This window comes from Bifidobacterium xylocopae (genome assembly GCF_003315615.1).
Taxonomy (GTDB): Bacteria; Actinomycetota; Actinomycetes; order Actinomycetales; family Bifidobacteriaceae; genus Bombiscardovia; species Bombiscardovia xylocopae.
In genome coordinates, this window is the sequence record NZ_PDCH01000003.1 from 110,567 (window position 1) to 128,997 (window position 18,431).

The 18,431-nt window shown below is 62.8% G+C and carries 11 protein-coding genes; 5 read left to right on the forward strand and 6 right to left on the reverse strand.

The genetic code is table 11. The features are described 5' to 3' along the window. Positions 1–245 precede the first annotated feature (245 nt). The 4 genes from CRD59_RS02675 to CRD59_RS02690 all read left to right on the forward strand — a co-directional run bounded on the left by CRD59_RS02675 (position 246) and on the right by CRD59_RS02690 (position 7,849). Complete coding sequence (locus CRD59_RS02675) at positions 246–3,194, forward strand: glycoside hydrolase family 3 N-terminal domain-containing protein (RefSeq protein ID WP_113853055.1); 2,949 nt, start codon at positions 246–248, stop codon at positions 3,192–3,194. A 347-nt stretch (positions 3,195–3,541) separates the two neighbouring features. After that, a complete protein-coding gene (locus CRD59_RS02680; protein ID WP_113853056.1) occupies positions 3,542–5,980 on the forward strand; it encodes a beta-glucosidase family protein in 2,439 nt (812 codons plus the stop codon). Next, positions 5,970–6,662 carry a hypothetical protein gene (locus tag CRD59_RS02685; protein ID WP_201736529.1) on the forward strand — a complete coding sequence of 231 codons (693 nt, stop codon included), beginning with the start codon at positions 5,970–5,972 and terminating at the stop codon, positions 6,660–6,662. The genes CRD59_RS02680 and CRD59_RS02685 overlap by 11 nt, the downstream gene beginning before the upstream one ends. A gap of 104 nt (positions 6,663–6,766) precedes the next feature. After that, a complete protein-coding gene (locus CRD59_RS02690; protein WP_113853113.1) occupies positions 6,767–7,849 on the forward strand; it encodes a glycosyltransferase family 2 protein in 1,083 nt (360 codons plus the stop codon). On the opposite strand, the gene CRD59_RS02695 is transcribed toward CRD59_RS02690, so the two are convergent. Next, a complete protein-coding gene (locus CRD59_RS02695) occupies positions 7,757–9,217 on the reverse strand; it encodes an ATP-binding protein (protein ID WP_113853057.1) in 1,461 nt (486 codons plus the stop codon). The two genes, CRD59_RS02690 and CRD59_RS02695, sit on opposite strands and share 93 nt — an antisense overlap. After that, positions 9,214–9,981: a LytR/AlgR family response regulator transcription factor gene (locus CRD59_RS02700; RefSeq protein WP_201736530.1), complete on the reverse strand. Its 768-nt coding sequence runs from the start codon at positions 9,979–9,981 to the stop codon at positions 9,214–9,216. The genes CRD59_RS02695 and CRD59_RS02700 overlap by 4 nt, the downstream gene beginning before the upstream one ends. Before the next feature lie 113 nt (positions 9,982–10,094). Here CRD59_RS02700 and CRD59_RS02705 point away from each other — a divergent pair, with 113 nt between their 5' ends. Beyond that, entirely contained in the window at positions 10,095–11,024 is a 930-nt protein-coding gene (locus tag CRD59_RS02705; RefSeq protein WP_113853059.1) for a DMT family transporter, read from the forward strand. Between the two features lie 13 nt (positions 11,025–11,037). On the opposite strand, the gene CRD59_RS02710 is transcribed toward CRD59_RS02705, so the two are convergent. The 4 genes from CRD59_RS02710 to gyrB form a co-directional block, all read right to left on the reverse strand. Then, entirely contained in the window at positions 11,038–12,198 is a 1,161-nt protein-coding gene (locus CRD59_RS02710) for a VanZ family protein (protein WP_113853060.1), read from the reverse strand. 92 nt (positions 12,199–12,290) lie between these two features. Beyond that, complete coding sequence (locus CRD59_RS02715; RefSeq protein WP_407923100.1) at positions 12,291–12,848, reverse strand: DUF3566 domain-containing protein; 558 nt, start codon at positions 12,846–12,848, stop codon at positions 12,291–12,293. A gap of 638 nt (positions 12,849–13,486) precedes the next feature. Next, positions 13,487–16,180 (reverse strand): DNA gyrase subunit A, encoded by a 2,694-nt coding sequence (gene gyrA / locus CRD59_RS02720; protein ID WP_113853061.1) that lies wholly within the window; start codon positions 16,178–16,180, stop codon positions 13,487–13,489. A 94-nt stretch (positions 16,181–16,274) separates the two neighbouring features. Then, a complete protein-coding gene (gyrB, locus tag CRD59_RS02725; RefSeq protein ID WP_113853062.1) occupies positions 16,275–18,416 on the reverse strand; it encodes a DNA topoisomerase (ATP-hydrolyzing) subunit B in 2,142 nt (713 codons plus the stop codon). Between the last annotated feature and the right edge of the window lie 15 nt (positions 18,417–18,431).

An 18,431-nucleotide genomic window follows, 5' to 3' on the forward strand; every position in this document is an offset into this window, starting at 1 on the left:
CCGGATGGACGGCAAATCATGCGCGGGATTCGACAGATTACGCGACAAGCATCGCCGGGACCCTCGGCATCTGCTTTCATGGGGAATGACATAAAGGCGTGTCGGCGTCGCTAAAGGTCGTCACGCCCCCGCCCTGGCGGGGAGGGTTGAGTACGGCCTCCCCCCTCCGCCTGCCTCCCTGGCCGCGGTCAACCCCGAGGGTGGAACCCAACGCTTTAGCATCGATAAGAAAGCAGCAAGCGAACATGCTCAACATCAACATGAGCGATGTCGTCGCGGTCCTGAAGTCGCTGATACCCGAACTGGTGGTCATCGGTGTCTTCCTGGTCCTGGCGATCATCATCTCCATCGCGGTCAACAAGCGCACCGTCAAGTCGGTCGCCGCCCGCAAGATGATCCATTCCCAGTCCTGGCTGGTGACCTTCGTGGCAGTCGTCGTGGCGCTGGCCACGATGATGTTGGGACCCCTGTCCAACTTGATCACCAAGTCCACCACCAAGCACGAGGTGCAGCCGGCCACAGCCGCCGCAGCCCGCACGCTGGCCAAGGATACGGCCCGTGAGTCGGTCACCCTCCTGGAGAACCGTGGGGGCATCCTGCCCCTGAAGAGCGGCAAGGTCAACGTGTTCGGCTGGGCCTCGACCAACCCCGTCTACGGCGGCACCGGTTCGGGCTCCATGTCCAAGGACAACCCCACCGAAAGCCTGATGGACGGCCTGCATGACGCGGGGCTCAAGACCAATGGCCAACTGACCAGGTTCTACACCGACTACCGAAAGGACCGGCCCGTCGTGGGCATGTTCGACCAGGATTGGACCCTGCCCGAACCCGCGGCCGACAAGTACACCGACAAGGTCATGGACCAGGCCCGGTCATACTCCGACACCGCAGTGGTCGTCATCGGCCGCGTGGGCGGTGAGGGCGCCGACCTGCCGAAGAACATGAAAGCGAAGGGCATCACCTATCATGACAACGACAAGGCCGGCGACTTCAAGGACGGGCAGTCCTTCCTGGAGCTGTCCAAGCCCGAGACCGACATGGTCGCCAATGTGACCAAGACCTTCAACAAGGTCGTCCTGGTCTACAACGGGGCCAACACCTTCGACCTCAACTTCGTGGGTCAGTACCCGCAGATCCAGTCCGTCGTCTGGTGCCCGCCACCGGGGCAGGCCGGATTCACCGCCCTGGGCGAAGTGCTCAAGGGTGAAGCAAACCCCTCGGGTCGCACATCCGACACTTTCGTGCGCGACCTGACCAAGACCCCCTCCTACAACAACTTCGGCGACTTCATGTACAAGAACATGGACGAGCACAAGGCCAAGGTGACCGGATTCACCGGCAAGACCACCGTGAACACCCCCTCCTTCGTCAACTACGCCGAAAGCATCTACGTGGGATACCGCTTCTACGAGACGGCATCCGACGAAGGCGCGATCAACTACGACGACGTGGTGCGCTATCCCTTCGGCTACGGCCTGTCCTACACCACATTCAGCCAGAAGATGAGCGAACCCAACCACGCCAACGGCAAGGTCTCCTTCGATGTGACCGTGACCAACTCGGGGGCCAAGGCCGGCAAGGACACCGTCGAGGTCTACTACAACCCGCCCTACACCAACGGCGGCGTGGAGAAGGCCTCCGCCAACCTCATCGCCTTCGACAAGACCAAACAGCTCAAGCCCGGCGAAAGCCAGACCGTCCACGTCTCCTTCAAGGACGAGGACATGGCCTCCTACGATTACAGGAACGCCAAGGCATACGTGCTGGAACAGGGCCGGTACGGCATCTCCATCCGCTCCGACTCCCACCACGTGATCGACAGCCGGGACGTGAACGTCGACAGGACAGTCACCTACGACAAGTCCCACCCGCGTTCGAACGACAAAACCGCAGCGACCAACAGGTTCGACGACCTGCACGGCAAGGCCACCTACCTGTCCCGTGCCGACCACTTCGCCAACTACGGTGCCGCCACCGCGGCCCCTACCGACTTCACCATGTCGGACGAAGCAAAGGCCAAGTTCACCAACAACGCCAACTACGACCCCAAGAAGCACGACAAGGCCTCCGACACGATGCCTGCCACGGGAGCCAAGAACGGTATCAGGCTCCACCAACTACGGGACAAGAAGTATGACGACCCGCAGTGGGACAAACTCCTGGACCAGCTGACGGTCAAGGAAATGGACAACCTGATCGCCATGGGCGGCTACAGCAACCAGGCCATCAAGTCCATCGGCAAGATCGAGCTGGCCGATGCCGACGGCCCCGCCGCGCTGAACAACAACTTCACCAAGGTCGGATCCATCGGCTTCCCCTCCTCGACGTCCATGGCCTGCACCTGGAACAAGGACCTGGCCAGCCGATACGGCAGGATGATCGGCGACATAGCGCACGACATGAACATATCGGGATGGTATGCACCGGCCTTCAACATTCATCGCAACGCCTTCGCCGGCCGCACCTTCGAGTACTTCTCCGAGGATCCGCTCGTCAACGGCACGATGGGAGCCAATGAGATCGCCGGGGCCAAGTCCAAGGGCGTCTACTCCTTCATGAAGCACTTCGCCCTGAACGAGCAGGAGACCAACCGCCTGAACATGCTGTCCACCTGGGCGGACGAGCAGACCCTGCGCGAGATCTATCTCAAGCCCTTCCAGATGGCCGTGGAACAAGGCGGCGCCCAGGCAGCCATGAGCGCATTGAACTATGCCGGGCCCACCTACGTGGCTGATTATGCACCGCTGATGCAGGATGTGCTGCGCGGCGAGTGGGGCTTCCGCGGCATGGTCGTCACTGACTACTTCGGCGTCTACGGTTACCAGAACGCTGATCAGCTGATCCGCAACGGCAATGACATGATGCTGGCTACCACCGACGTGACCAACCACGTGAAGGACGATTCCGCCACTTCCGTGAAGGCCATGCGCGAGGCCAGCCACAACATCCTGTACACCGCAGTGCACAGCTACAAGTATGAAAACGGTGACCCCAAGGTGGCCACACCGGCTTGGCAGATGGCTCTCTACGCGGCCCTGGCTGTGCTCGCGCTCGTCTTCCTGGCCCTGGAGTACCTGGCCTTCAAACGCTTCAAGGCCCGTCGCAAGGCGATTGACCCCAGCGTCCTGGATGAGGTGGCGAACGCCGACCCGTTCGTCGCCGATCAGGAGGAACCAGCACCCAGGAATGAGTAAAAACAGGGGGATTCCGGACCGACCTTGACGGGCCGGCGCCGACCGGGCGGGCGGCATCCACTGGGTGTCGCCCGCCCGTATATCCATAGGTGTCATAAGGCACCGGAGCAATCCGATTGCCTCGGTCCGGCAGGGCGACGATTCATGCAGCGGAAACGACAGTTTATGCGTTGCACCGTCGTACAGCCGGATAGTTAACGGATAATGGGGCCAGGACAATAGCAGCGGAGACCGCCCCGGGCAGGGCCACCAGCCCTCGGCATTTTAAGGAAGCGAAGAGGGTTCCTCACGAGCCTTTACCCTTATGGTCGGCCGTCCGACAGACTTTCGACGCGGAATGAGGAAATATGGACATCAATGACCTGACGCTGCTGGAGCGGGCATCCATGCTTTCCGGCAAGTCCATGTGGGACTCCAGGGACGTGGAGCGAGCCGGCATCCACAGCTTCGTACTGAGCGACGGCCCCCACGGCCTGCGTCGGCAGATGGGCTCGGGCGACAATCTGGGCATCGGCGAATCCAAACCCGCAACCTGCTTCCCCACTGCCGGAACCGTGGCCAACTCCTGGGATCCCGGGCTGGCCAGGGCCATGGGCCAAGCCTTGGGGGAGGAGGCCCGCAGCCTGGGCGTGAACATGGTGCTGGGACCGGGCATGAACATCAAGCGCAACCCCCTATGCGGACGCAACTTCGAATACTATTCGGAAGACCCGCAGGTCGCCGGGCGGATGGCCGCCGGACTGATCGAAGGCATCCAATCGCAGAAGGTCGCGGCCACACCCAAGCACTTCGCCATGAACAGCCAGGAGTTGCGCCGGCAGGCCTCCAACTCGATCGTGGACGAACGGACCATGCGCGAACTCTACCTGACCGGCTTCGAGATCGCCGTGCGCCAGGCCCGGCCCTGGGCGCTGATGACCTCCTACAACATGATCAACGGCGAATATGCCAACGAAAACAGGCATTTACTGAAAGACATCCTGCGTGACGAATGGGATTTCGACGGGATGGTCGTCTCCGACTGGGGAGGTTCCAACTCCGCCGTCGCAGCCGCATCGAACGGTTCCTCCCTGGAAATGCCCGAGGCCGGCTACGACTCCATGCGCCAGCTGGTCGCCGCGGTCAAATCAGGCAAACTGGCCGAACGCGATTTGAACGCCCGGGCTGAGGAAGTGGCCAAGCTGGCCCGCCTTACATACGATCCCGCGATGGACCGTGATGGCATGCTGAGTGAGGAACAGAAGAACAACCACCACGAAGTGGCCCGCCGAATCGCCGAAGGCTCGGCCGTTCTCCTGCGCAACGAAGGCGGTCTCCTGCCCCTGGCCGCCGGCAGCAAGGTCGCTCTGGTGGGCGACATGGCCAAGACCCCGCGCTTCCAGGGTTCCGGTTCCTCCAAAGTGAACGCGGCCCGGGAGGAGAGCCTGCTGGGGCTCATGCAGGACGGACAAGGCCACGGTCTGGAACTGGCCGCGTATGCCCAGGGTTATGACCGTCAGGGTGAGTGCGACCAGGCCCTGGTCGACACGGCCGTGCAGACCGTGACCCAGTCCGCTGCCGACGTGGTCGTCGCCTGCCTGGGTCTGGATGAACGCAGCGAATCCGAAGGCCTCGACCGTTCACACATGAACATCCCCCAGGCACAGATTGACCTCCTGAAGGCGCTGAAAGGCACCGGCAAACCGATCGTACTGGTACTGGTGGCAGGCTCCCCTGTGGCCACAGACTGGATCGGTGACTGCGAGGCGCTGCTATACATCGGTCTGGCCGGACAGGCATCCGCCTCAGCCACCCTGGAGCTACTGACCGGTGAAGTCAACCCCTCCGGCCACCTGGCTGAGACCTGGCCCATGGCCTACGAGGACTGCCCATCCTCCGGCTGGTACCCCGCCACCGAACGCGACGCTGTCTATCGGGAAGGCCCCTTCGTGGGCTACCGCTACTACCTGAGCGCCGACGTGCCCGAACGCTTCCCCTTCGGTTTCGGCCTGTCATACGCACACTTCACCTATACCGACCTGCATGTGGACGATGCAGGCGCCTCCCTGACCGTGACGAACGACTCCGCCGTGGACGGGGCGGCCGTCGTCCAGCTCTATGTGAGCGCGCCGAAAGGCGGCGTCCTTCGCCCCGTGCGCGAACTCAAGGGTTTCACCAAAGTGGAACTCAAAGCCGGCCAGAGCAAGCATGTATGCATCGGCTTCGACCAGTACACCTTCCGCCATTGGGATACGGCCTCAGGTAGCTGGCAGCGTGAAAGCGGCGAATGGACCATCCAGATAGGTTCCGACGCCCGCAGCATCGAACTCAGCGCGCCCTTCACCGTTCAGGGGACCATGGCCCCCCGGCCTGCCGACCCCGCCCTGGGTCACTACCTGCAAGGACGGGTGAAGGATGTAACCAAGCAGGAACTGACCACCCTCTTCGGGCATGAGGTGGAGCTGCAAGGCCCTATATCGACCTTCGGACCCAATGACCCCATCTCATCCTGGAAGGGTTCCAAATCAGGCGTAGCCAGATTCGTCTCCTCCTTCCTGTCCAAGCGCGAGGCCAAGCAGGAAGCCAAGACCGGCAGCCCGGACCTCAATACCCTATTCGTGCTCAACATGCCTCCCAGGGCCATGGCCAAGATGACCAACGGCATGATCAACACACAGATGGTGGATGCCATCGTGCGCATCCCCAACGGGCACTTCTGGAAGGGCATCGGCGGCTTCATCGCCGGTTTCTTCCGCAACGCCTCGGCCAACCGCCGCACCAGAAAGGAATTGAGCAATGAGCGCTAAGAGCAAGGAGACCCCGAATGCAATGGCCAAACCGGCCAGCGAAGCAGAGGCCATGACCTCCTCCAATGGCATCGTGCGCTGGTGGCAGCGCTTCAGCTACCGTCACCCGGAACTGGCGCAATTCATCGTCTTTACCGTCCTGTCCAACGGAGTGACCCTCCTGCAGCTGATCCTGATGCCCGTACTCAAAGCCATCTTCAACGGAACCTCACTGGTCTCCATCTCCTTCCGGTTCTGGAGGATGGGTACCACCGGCGGCAAGCCTTACTACCTGTTCGACTACGCGGCCGGTGCCATCAACCACGGCGGCGGGGGCGGCCTCGCTTACTTCCTGGCCGTGGAGATCACCCTGCTCATCGCGCAGGTCATCAACTTCTTCGTGCAGCGCAACATCACCTTCAAGTCCAACTCCTCCCCCTGGATAGCGGCGTTCTGGTATCTGGTGGCCTACATCGTCATCACCATCCTGGCGGCCGCCCTGCAGGGCTGGTACAAGGACCCGGTCTATGCCTTCTTCCAGCACACCCTGAACTGGGGGACGACCGGCACGACCATCGCCGACTTTGTGACGATGATAATCAACGCCCTCATCTCCTTCTGGGTCTTCTACCCAATCTTCAAGGTCATCTTCAAGCAGGTTCCCGAGGACGGGCAGGACAGCGGATCGGCGGCCACGGCCTGATTCCATCTGGTATCAGATGACCGGTATCCTGTAAGTAGCCAGCTTCGGGCCGTCCGCCAACGCGCGGGCGGCCCGAAGTCGCGCGATGACGGATGAAAGGCACCATGACACAGTCAGAGCACACAGCCCTCACCCCAACGGTGGAGCCGTCGGGTGGCGGCAATGGGCCGACCGTCCTCTCCTTCATCGTGCCCGCATACAACATGGCCGGTTACCTGAATCGTTGCGTGGCCTCCCTTCTATCCTCCCGTTCAGAGGACGTTGAGGTTGTCCTGGTGGACGACGGATCCCAGGACGCCACGCCCGCCCTGGCCGACCGCTGGGCGCGGGAGCATGCAGGCCGGGTGCGGGTGATCCATCAGACCAATAAGGGCCATGGTGGCGCCGTCAACGCCGGCTTGGACGCCGCCCGAGGCATGTATGTCAAGGTCGTCGACGCGGACGACTGGGTGGACCCGGATGCCCTGGCTCGCCTGCTGCCCGTCCTGCGCCGACAGACCCATGCCCCCTCCCCCGTGGACATGTTCGTGACCAACTACGTGTACGAGAAAGAGGGGCGCTCCCACAAGCACGTGGTCAATTTCCGCTCCGTCATGGCCGCCGGACACATCCTTTCCTGGTCGGACCTGAAGCGCTTCGGCATAGCCCAGTACATGATCATGCACGCACTGGTCTTCCGGACCGATGTCCTGCGCCGGGCCGCCACACGTCTGCCTGAGCACACCTTCTACGTGGATTTCATCTACTCCTACCAGCCTCTGCCGTTCGTGCGCTCGCTGGCCTACCTGGACATAGACCTCTACCGCTACTACACCGGCCGCGACGGCCAGTCGGTCCAGACTTCGGTCATGATCTCCCGGGTGGACCAGCTGCTCACCGTCAACCGGTTGATGGTCGAGGCCACCCCCGAACGCGGCTCGGTGCCCGACGGGCTCTACCGCTATATGATCCACTATCTGTCGATCAACTGTGTAGTGACTTCGGTCTTTTTGATCCTGTCGAAAAGACCGGAGAACTACCGGGCCAAGCAAAGTCTCTGGAAGCGGATGAACGACTACTCCCCCACTGTTTCACACGACGTGCGCCACACCTTCCTATGCAGGCTGATCAACATGCCCGGCAAACCCGGACGCCTGGCCATCCGGCTGGGCTACAGGATCGCCGAAGCCGCCGTGGGCTTCAACTGAGCCTCTCCCCCTCTTGCGAGTGTCCTGGTCCTGGCTGTCAGCGTTGCGAGGCAGGAGTATGCACAGGCGGAACCAATGATCGTCGGTCCCGATCGACACCTCCCCACCATACTTGTGGGCGATGTGACGGATGGATTTGACGCCGTAGCCATGCAGACCGCCGCCGCCCTTGGTGGTGCCCAGCTCTCCGTCGGCCTTCCACCGCAGGGGTGTTGTGAAATAGTTCTCCACCCTGATCAGCAGCATGCGGCCCTTGCCATACAAAGCCAGGCGCAGGAGGCGGCGCTCCCTGTCCCCCACCTGCCGCAAAGCCTCGATCGCATTGTCCAAGGCATTGCCGAACAGGGTGGAGACATCCATGGAACTCATGCCGTCCAGCAACCCGCCGTCCGCCACCACACTCAGACTTATCCCCTCCTGGGCGCAGACCTGCTCCTTGGAGGACAGGACTACATCAAGCACCGGGTTTCCGGTGTGCTGCTGGGACCCATAGCGCTGTACGGAAGCCTCAAGCTCCTCGAAGTTGCGCGACTTGCGCTCGGGATCAACCTCGGCACGCAGGGCGGCGATCCGGTGCTTCAGATCATGGCTGATCCGCGCCATGGCATCCAGGTTGCGCTTGGAACGCACATACTCGCGGTGCTGGCTCTCCAGTCGGGCGTTGATCGAGTCCAGCTCCGCCGAGGCATGGCTCTGGCGCAACTGCTCCTGCTGAGCATATAGGATTGCGAACCCGCACAGGTCCACCAGGGTGCGTATATAGAAAACCTCCAGACCCACACGGCCGGAGAAGGGTGTATTGGTGGAGACGAAACTCAGATTCGACATGGCGAAGGTGACCACGCCGATGACCAGGGCGATCATGACACTGTGAGTCGGCAACATCTCCCGGTCCAGACCGCCGGCGAAATTGCGACGCTCGATCCACCAGGTGAGTGCCGCGCAACCCCCATAGATGCTGATCAGGAGCAGCACCGAGGCGGGGGAGTAGATGGACACGTCCCCCGGGCGTAGGAAGGAGTCGAGCTGCCAGTGGAGGGAGGCGACCAGCTCGGCCAGCACGAAGGCGCGCACACCCAGATAGACCACCGCCGGCGCGTCCGCACCCGAACCCAGACGGATGATCGCGCACATGAGCGCGGCAGCCAGGCAGATGCCCAGGATCCAGAAGCTGATGGGCTGCAGACCGGCCCAGTACTGCACGCCGATCATGACGGGCAGCCCCAGGGACAGGACGAGCGCGGTGCGGGCCGGGCAGACACGGCGACGCACTGCCAGCAGGTAGACCAGGCAGGACAACCATTCACTGATACCCGTGTAAAGCCTGGGAATGTCGGGCAGTGCGTTGAAGATTTGGGCGCCGCTCATCGTTGCCCTCCCACAAAGGCCGCGAGCGCCGTCAGAAATGCCTTCTTCCGAGGCCTGCTGATCCGCAGGCGCTCCCCGGTGGACATCAGACAGTCCTGGCCCTCCACTCCCACCACGTGGGCCAGATTGACCAGGTAGCAGGAGTTGGACCTATAGAAGTTCCTGCCTTCCAGCCGGCTCTCCAGATCCTTGAGCGGGGAGGAGAGCGTGACCTGCCCTTCCAGGGTGTGCATGACCGATGAGTGGCGCACCGACTCGACATAGACCATGTCCTTGAGGTCCACGCGGCGTGTGGCCCCCGAGTCGGCGACGATCATCGACTCGTCTACCTGCCTTCGCACCTGGTCTATGCATCGCTTGAGTTCCTGGGAGAAGGCGAACCAGGGGAGGGGTTTGAGCAAGTAGGACAGTGCGCCCACCTCGTAACCCTTGATTGCGTATTGCGGGGCGGAGGTGATGAAGACAATGACGACAGAGCGGTCTCGTTCCCGAACCCGGTGGGCCAACTGGACGCCGTCCACCGGCTGCATCTGGATATCCAGGAGCAGTATGTCATAGACCGGCGCATACCCTCCGATGAAAGCCTCCCCGTCGGTGAAGACCGTAACCGTGAAAGTCTCCCCGTTCTCCTGCTCGTAGCGGTTCAGGTAATCGACCATACGCCGGCAGCTGGCATCGTCGTCATCGACCACCGCCACACGCGTCGTGCGCACCATCACCGTCTCACTTTCCTGCCGGCCCCCGACCCGTCGGACCAGTCTCATTACATTACCCTATACCGACCGGGAATGGGACAGGGCCCTTCCCTGGGCGAAAGCGCCCCCTGTTCGGTCGGCCCCGCCCCAACGCCTTCGCCGGTCTCGGCTAGGATTGAGGCATGACCTCCTCTCCCGGCTCCCTGCGTCTGAATCCTTGGCTGGCACGTTTCATGCTCCTGGCCGCCGCGGCCGCGTGGGGGGCCGGCTACACCTTCGAGAAGATCAGCCTGCGGCAGATCGAGGTCCAGTGGATCATGGGCGTGCGTCTGGTCATCGCCGTGGCAGTGATGACCCCTCTCATGTGGTCCAAACTCAAACGGGCCCATCTGTTGGACATGCTGGTGCCGGGTCTGGCCTTGGGCGTGACATACTGGGCGGCGTTCATACTGCAGATGGAGGGACTGCGCACAATAGGACCGGGCCGCAATTCCTTCCTGACAGCGACCTATTGCGTACTCGTGCCATTCCTGGTCTGGATCGTCACCAGGAAGCGGCCCGCTTGGCGCAACTTCGCGGCCGCCCTCCTTTGCGTGGTCGGCGTTGGGCTCATCTCCCTGTCCCCGGATGACTCAGCCCGACTGGTCCTGAGCGCCGGCGACCTGCTGACCCTGGCCGGAGCGGTCTTCTACGGGGCCAACATCGTGCTGGCCGGCGCCTTGGCCAAGAAGTTCGACGCCACCATACTGACCTACTACGAACTGCTGGTGGCCGGGGTGCTCTTCGTGGGGGGAGCCTTCCTGACCGAGCCTGCGCCCCCATTGTCCGCCCTGCATCCTCAGACCTTCGGCGCCATGGCCTATCTGGTACTTGTCTCGACGCTCATCGCCCAGAATTTGCAGAACGCGGCCTTCTCCCAGGTGCCGGCCGCCCAGGGGTCGCTGATCCTGTGCACCGAAAGCCTGTTCGGCATGGCGGTCTCGGTCCTGGCCTTGGGCGAGGAGCTGACCGGCGCCCACCTGGCCGGCTTCGCGATAATCTTCGTCGCCATCGTCGTCTCCGAGGCCCGCATCAGCGGGCACCGCAAGAGTAAAACCACCCGGGACCGTTGAGGTCGGCTGTATCTCAGCTCCCGGACGGGGTGAAAGCTGGTGGACCTCCCATGGCTGGACGGTCCACCCGGGCTTCGTACATCCGGGGTGAGGCATCCCCGGGGGCCGACGGCGCATCGGACCCGGGAATCAGATCGTAAGGCATACACCGCCTGACCATGTAGAAGAGCAGGAGGAGGGCCCCCAGCAGGTTGGCCCAGGCGCGCATCCTCCCGTTCCAAGGGCCGAAGACCACCAGGATGGTGAGTGTGCGCGCCCCGTAGAAGGCGGCCCTCAGCCAGCCGCGCCTCGCCCGAGTTTCCACACTCATGTGCGTGAAGGCCGCACCCAGGGTCTGTCCCCGGCGCAGAAGGGGGATCAGGAACTCGAAGAACAGCAGGCAGGCGATATTGAGTCCTACCACCATCAGCCTTAGGGCGTGGGGGGAGACGGCCCAGTCCCCCAGGGAGTAGTCACCATCCGCACGGTGTCCGGCCCAGGCATTGACAAGGACCACCAGTGCGAACCCCAAGGACGAAGAGAGTGTATAGGCCAGGACCAGATCCGTGGCCATGCTGACAGAGCGATGGAGGAAACTGGGGGTGCGCACCACCTCGGCCGTGTCAGGTGTTCGGGGCGGAGCCAGGCGGTTAATCAGGGCGGCGCAGGCGAAACCGACTATGGCCCCCGTTGTGTTCCACAGGAGATCGTCCACATCGAAGAGCCTGTAGGCACACCCAATCAGTCCGAAGACTCCGGTCAACTGGGCGGTCTCGATGGTAAGGGAGACAAGGAATCCCACTGGCAGGGCCAGACGCAAGCGCCAACGCAGGACACGGCCCATGATGTAGCCCAAGGGCAGGAAGAAGACGATATTGAACCCTATCTGCAGGAGGGCGCCCAGACCGCCGGTGGTCAGATCGGTGAGAAAATGCAGCGGATCCAACTGGGGGGAAAGGTGATGGCCTGCGCAGAACGCGGCACGGTCGTCGGGCATGGGCCACAAGGTGAAGCAGACCAGGGCCAACAGGTAGAGGATGGTCAGATAGGCGGTCAGGGCCGCAGCCAGGCGCAGGCGGTGATAGCGGTGGTAGATCAGGGCCAGGACAGGCAGCGTCAGCAGCAGGGAGGCGAAGGGCCAGACCGCTATGGACAGGCCGAATGAGGCCGAAAAGGCACCGAGGTAGGACAGCATGGTTACAGATTACGGGCCAGGGCGGCGAAACGCCCTCATACCCTGGTATGAACAGGTGAATGAGGGCGTTCCACGGGGCCGATGGACTCGGGTCAGTCGTCGCCCAGGGTGACGTGGATGCCACCGACCAAGGAGCCGACGATGTTATAGAGGAATGCGCCTATCGTGGCCAGAACCACGATGAAGACGATCTCAAAGATCGAGAAGATAGTGACCGAGCTGATTACGGTGCCCAGGCTGAGCACCGAACTCAGGTCGAGCCCACCAGCGTCCAGACCGGTCTTGGAAACCATCTGGTTGATGTTGTCGAACAGGCCGATCGCGTTCAGAAGCATCCAAAGCAGGGACGAGGCAATCACCTGGATGATGGCGCCGGCGATGGACAGCAGGAAAGTGACCTTGGCGACCGACCAGGGCTCCACACGGGTCAGCGAGAGCTGCATGCGACGGGCACGGGGCACGCCTGTCCTGCCTGCCCCTATCTTGGGGCCGGCCGAGGCGGCCGTGCCGAGGCGGCCGAGACGGGCCATACTCGCGGAACCAGATTGCGCGGAGGCAGATGAGGACCGGGTCTGAGGCCGGCCGGTGGAGGCTTCGGCCGTGCGCGGACGGGCCGAGGCCTTCTGGCGCTGCCTGAGATCGGCTGCCACCTGGGGTATGGACTCGGAGGATGATGAAGCAGCGGTCCGCGGTTCTCCGGCCTTACGAACCTCAGCTGGCTTGATCGGTTTGAGTGTTGAGGCTGCGGGTTTCGACCCGGCCTTGGGCTGGACCTTCGCCGGAGCCCCCTGACGAGCCTTGGCCGGGAGCGCACCCTTGACCGAGGCCTTGTCTTTGGTGGCCTGGGTGGGGGCATTCTGGGCATCCTTGGCGGACCGGTCGGTTTTGACGACCTGTGGGTGGGAACCGGTCTTGCGGACGCTCCCCTGCACCTTGGCTTTGGCGACGTCCTCTTTGGCTGTGGTCTGCGGCTGGGCTTTGGTGCGCGACTCCTGCTTGCCTGCTCCAGCCTTGGGAGCCCTCTCACCATGACCGATCGCGGCTGGGGCCTCGCCCTTGGCGGACCTGGCCGTGTCCGAGGAAGGCCGGGCACCACGCTCCTGGACCTGCCCGCCCTGCTTTGGCTTGGACTTTCCGCTGTTGTTCTGGCTCATTGGTGCTCCTTGATCATTTCACCCAAACGACCCACTGCGTTCGTGGCCTTTTGGTCCCTCACTCCTAGTGAGGCTACCAGCTTCCCCGGAGGACGCGGGGGGTCAGCCCCGCTTCTCCACACTACCGGCGGCCCTCATTCGGACTGCGCCGAAGCACCCTGCTGGACGGCAGCCGTCCGCTGACCCTCGTCATCCATATCCTCATCCTCGTCTCGTTCGGCATTGCGGGCCACAGAGAGGATCTCGTCACCCTTGTCCGGCTTCGCCAGGGTCACGCCCTGGGTGTTGCGGCCGGTGCGTTTGACCTCGGCGACATCGGAGCGGATGACCTTGCCTGATTTCATGATGGCCATAACCTGATCATCCTCGCCCACCACCAGGGCACCGACCAGGGAACCCCGGCCTTCGACCATTGCGATGGCCTTGACACCGTAACCGTTACGGCCCTGGAGGCGGTATTCGGACAAGGCGGTGCGCTTGGCATAGCCCTGGTCGGTGACCACCAGCAGGTCTTCATCGGAATCGGCGGGCACCACGTCCATGCTGAGCAATTCATCGCCTTCGCGGAACTTCATGCCCTGCACACCGGCGGTCTGCCGGCCCATGGGGCGCAAGGTCTCGTCATTGGCCTCGAATTTGACGCTCATTCCGTGACGGGAGACCAGGATGATGTCGTCCTGGGCGTTGCACAGGGCAGCGCCGACCAGCTCGTCGTAGACCGGCTCGACACCGTCACCGTCGGCGACGGGACGCGTCAGGGTATTGCCCTGCCCATCCTCCATCTGAACCAACCGTACGGCGATGAGACCTCCCTGGCGGGGGGAATCGTATTCGGACAGGCGGGTCTTCTTGACTTTGCCGGTACGGGTGGCCAGGACCAGGTAGTCGGCATCCGCATAGGAGTGCAGGGACAGGACCTGCTCTATCTGCTCGCCCGGTGCCAGCTGCAGGAGGTTGGCTACATGCTGCCCCTTGGAGTCGCGCGACCCTTCGGGCAGCTCATAGGCCTTGAGCCGGTAGACACGGCCCCTGTTGGTAAAGAAGAGCAGCCAGTTATGGGTGGATGTCAGGAAGAAGTGGTCGACGACATCCGCCTCACGCAGCCTGGTGCCCTTGATGCCCTTGCCACCCCGGTGCTGGGCCCGGTACTCGTCGGCCTTCGTACGCTTGACGAAGCCTGAGTGGGTGACCGTCACAACGACATTCTCGTCGGCGATCAAGTCCTCCACATTCATCTCGCCCGAGTAAGGCAGGATCTTGGTGCGCCGCTCGTCGCCGTACTTCTCGACGATCTCGTCGAGCTCATCCCCGACGATCCTGCGCTGGCGCAGGGGGTCGGACAGGATGTCGTTGTAGTCCTTGATCTTGCGCATGAGTTCGTTGTGCTCGTCCAGTATCTTCTGACGCTCGAGTGCGGCCAGACGGCGAAGCTGCATGGCCAGGATCGCGTCGGCCTGGACCTCATCCACCCCCAGCAGGTCCATCAACCCGGTGCGGGCGGACTCCACGTCCTTGGACCGGCGGATCAGGGCGATGACCTCTTCAATCGCATCCAGAGCCTTCAGGTAACCCTGCAGAATGTGGTCGCGCTCCTCGGCCTCGCGCTTGAGGTACCTGGTGCGCCGCTCGATGACATCCAGCTGGTGGTCCACCCAATGGCGGATGAACGCGTCCAGGCTCAGGGTGCGGGGCACACCGTCGACCAGGGCCAGCATGTTGGCACCGAAGGTCTGCTGAAGCTGGGAATGCTTGTATAGGTTGTTGAGCACGACCTTGGGCACGGCGTCGCGTTTGAGCACGAGTACCAAACGCTGCCCAGTACGTCCGGAGGTCTCGTCACGCATGTCTGCGATGCCTTGGATCTTCCCGTCGCGCACGGCCTCGCGGATGGAGACGACCAGTCGGTCCGGGTTGACCTGGTAGGGCAGCTCTGTGACCACCAGGCACATGCGCCCCTTGATCTCCTCGGTGTTGACCACTGCGCGCATGGTGATCAGACCACGTCCGGTGCGGTAGGCCTGCTCGATCCCTTTATGGCCAAGAATCGTGGCCCCCGTCGGGAAGTCAGGGCCCTTGATAATACCGATGAGGGCGTCAAGCAGCTCTTCCTTGCTGGCGTCAGGATGGTCCAGGGCCCAGTGGACACCCCGCGCCACCTCGCCCATGTTGTGGGGGGGAATGTTGGTGGCCATGCCCACGGCGATGCCGGAGGAACCGTTGACCAGCAGGTTGGGGAAGCGGGAGGGCAGGACCGTGGGTTCCTGGGTCTTGCCGTCGTAGTTGGGGATGAAATCGACGGTGTCCTTGTCGATGTCCCTCACCATCTCCATGGCCAAGGGGGCCATGCGGCACTCGGTGTAGCGCATGGCGGCCGCCGGGTCATCGCCCGGGGAACCGAAGTTGCCCTGGCCGTCCACCAGCGGGTAACGCATGGACCAGGATTGGGCCAGACGCACGATGGTGTCATAGATCGCGGAGTCTCCGTGGGGGTGGTACTTACCCATCACGTCACCGACCACACGTGAACATTTGTTGTATCCGCGGTCGGGCCGGTAACCGCCGTCGTACATGGCGTAGATGACCCTGCGGTGGACGGGCTTCATGCCGTCGCGCACGTCGGGCAGGGCTCGCTCCACGATGACGGAGATCGCATAGGACAGATATGAGTCCTTCATTTCCTGCTGCAGGTCGATGGGCTGGACACGTTCACCTTTCAGCAGGCCGTAGTCGGTCTGGTCCATCTCCTGCGGGCTCAGGGGTTCACGCGAGCCGTCAGGCAGGTTGAGCCCCGCGTCCTCGTTGCCGTTATTGCTGTTCTCGTCTGCCACTGTCGGTCCTTAGCTCCATAAATCCAATGATTAAGTCAATCGTCTCGGCCGCACGTCCCACTCCGCCTGCGCGAGGCGGACCGTGCGGACCGGCTCAGGCGTCCACGAACCGGGCGTCCTTGGCGTTGCGCTGGATGAAGATCCTGCGCGGCTCGACCTCGTCGCCCATGAGCATGGTGAAGGTCTCGTCAGCCTGGGCGGCGTCCTCGATATGGATCTTCTTCAGGATCCGGTGATCCGGGTCCATGGTGGTCTCCCACAGCTCCTGATAGCTCATCTCGCCCAGACCCTTGTACCGCTGGATGCCTTCGCCCTTGGGCAGTTGGCGGCCCTTGGACTTGCCTTCGGCCAGGACGCGGTCACGCTCGGCGTCGGTGTAGACGAAGTCGTGCGGCCCCTTGGTCCACTTCAGGCGATAGAGGGGCGGCATGGCCACGTATACGTAGCCCGCCGTGATCATCGGCCTCATGTAGCGGAAGAACAGCGTCAGATTCAGTGTGGCGATATGGGCGCCATCCACATCGGCGTCGGCCATGATGATGACCTTGTGGTAACGCACCTTGGACAGGTCGAAGTCCTCGCCGTAGCCGCCTCCGACTGCCGTAATCAGGGACTCGATGGTGTCGGACTTCATCATGCGGTCAATCGAGGCGCGCTCGGTGTTCAGGATCTTGCCGCGCAGGGGCAGGATGGCCTGGGTCAGCGGGTTGCGCCCCTGGATGGCCGAACCACCTGCGGAGTCACCCTCCACGATGAAGAGCTCGCACTCCTCCGGGTCGTTGGACTGGCAATCCTTGAGCTTGTCGGGCATGCCGGCGGTCTCGAAGATGGACTTGCGGCGGGTGGATTCGCGCGCCTTCTTGGCGGCGATACGGGCCCTGGAGGCGTCGATGGCCTTCTGCACAATGGCTTTGGCCTCACCCGGATGGGCATCGAACCAATCCGTCAACCGTTCGCTCATCACACGTTGGACGAAGGTCTTGGCCTCGGGGTTTCCCAGCTTGGTCTTGGTCTGCCCCTCGAACTGGGGGTTGGTCATCTTGACCGAGACAACGGCCGTCAGACCCTCGCGTACGTCATCGCCGGAGAGGTTTTCATCCTTGTCCTTGAGGATGTTCTTCTCGCGTGCGTAACGGTTGACCATCATGGTCAGCGCCGCACGGAAGCCCTCCTCGTGGGCGCCACCCTCGGTGGTGGAGATCGTGTTTGCGAAGGTGTGCACCGACTCGGAATAAGCACCGGTCCACTGCATGGCCACCTCCGCCGAGATGCCCAGAGCCAGGTCCTCGGCCTCGAAGTCGATGATGTCATCCTCGACCGGCGTGGCTTTCTTGGCCTTGACCAGGTAGTCAACGTAGTCGCTGATGCCGTTCTCGTAACGGTAGGAGACGGACCGCTCCTGGCTCTCCCCCTCGTTCTCCCCGGCCACCTCGTCGCCGGCCATGTCGGGCTGACGCTTGTCGGTCAGTGTCAGGCACAGGCCCTTGTTCAGGAAGGCCATCTGTTGGAAACGCGAGCGCAGGGTCTCGAAATCGTAGACCGTGGTTTCGAAGACCTTCGGGTCGGCCCAGAAGGTGACCGATGTGCCGGTCGACTCATTGGGCCCCAAAGGTTCGTCCTTGGACAGGGGGGCCAGCGGGTGCTGGTCCACGTAGGTCTGCCTCCAGTAGTGACCCTGACGACGCACCTCGACCTCGATACGGCTCGAGAGGGCGTTGACCACGGAGATGCCCACGCCATGCAGACCGCCGGAGACCGCATATCCGCCACCTCCGAACTTGCCACCGGCATGGAGCTTGGTCATCACGGTCTCCACGCCGGAGACACCCTCACCAGGCACCTCATCAACAGGGATGCCACGGCCATTGTCGTCCACCCGTACGCCGCCGTCAGGCAGGATGGTCACCTCGATGTGGTCCGCATAGCCGGCCAGGGCTTCGTCCACGGAGTTGTCGACGATCTCGTAGACCAGGTGGTGCAGACCGCGCGGACCTGTGGATCCGATGTACATACCCGGGCGGATGCGGACGGCCTCCAGGCCCTCGAGGACCCTCAGATCGCTGGCATCGTAATGATCAGGGGCCAGTGAATCATCCAACTGGGCGTCCGTCAACCGTTGCTGCACTTGGTCGCCGACCTGGTCCCGACCCTCCTGCGGGTCACGCGCATCCTGGGACGGTTCCGTATTCCGCTCTGCCACAGAGGTTCCTTCCTGGGCCCCAGCACCTGTTCGCATGGGGTCAAAATGAGG

Coding starts and splice junctions, on each gene's coding strand:
- gyrB (WP_113853062.1), bottom strand. CDS start 18,416: ATGCGAACAGGTGCTGGGGCCCAGGAAGGAACCTCTGTGGCAGAGCGG.
- CRD59_RS02700 (WP_201736530.1), bottom strand. CDS start 9,981: ATGAGACTGGTCCGACGGGTCGGGGGCCGGCAGGAAAGTGAGACGGTG.
- CRD59_RS02675 (WP_113853055.1), top strand. CDS start 246: ATGCTCAACATCAACATGAGCGATGTCGTCGCGGTCCTGAAGTCGCTG.
- CRD59_RS02710 (WP_113853060.1), bottom strand. CDS start 12,198: ATGCTGTCCTACCTCGGTGCCTTTTCGGCCTCATTCGGCCTGTCCATA.
- CRD59_RS02705 (WP_113853059.1), top strand. CDS start 10,095: ATGACCTCCTCTCCCGGCTCCCTGCGTCTGAATCCTTGGCTGGCACGT.
- CRD59_RS02690 (WP_113853113.1), top strand. CDS start 6,767: ATGACACAGTCAGAGCACACAGCCCTCACCCCAACGGTGGAGCCGTCG.
- CRD59_RS02685 (WP_201736529.1), top strand. CDS start 5,970: ATGAGCGCTAAGAGCAAGGAGACCCCGAATGCAATGGCCAAACCGGCC.
- CRD59_RS02680 (WP_113853056.1), top strand. CDS start 3,542: ATGGACATCAATGACCTGACGCTGCTGGAGCGGGCATCCATGCTTTCC.
- CRD59_RS02695 (WP_113853057.1), bottom strand. CDS start 9,217: ATGAGCGGCGCCCAAATCTTCAACGCACTGCCCGACATTCCCAGGCTT.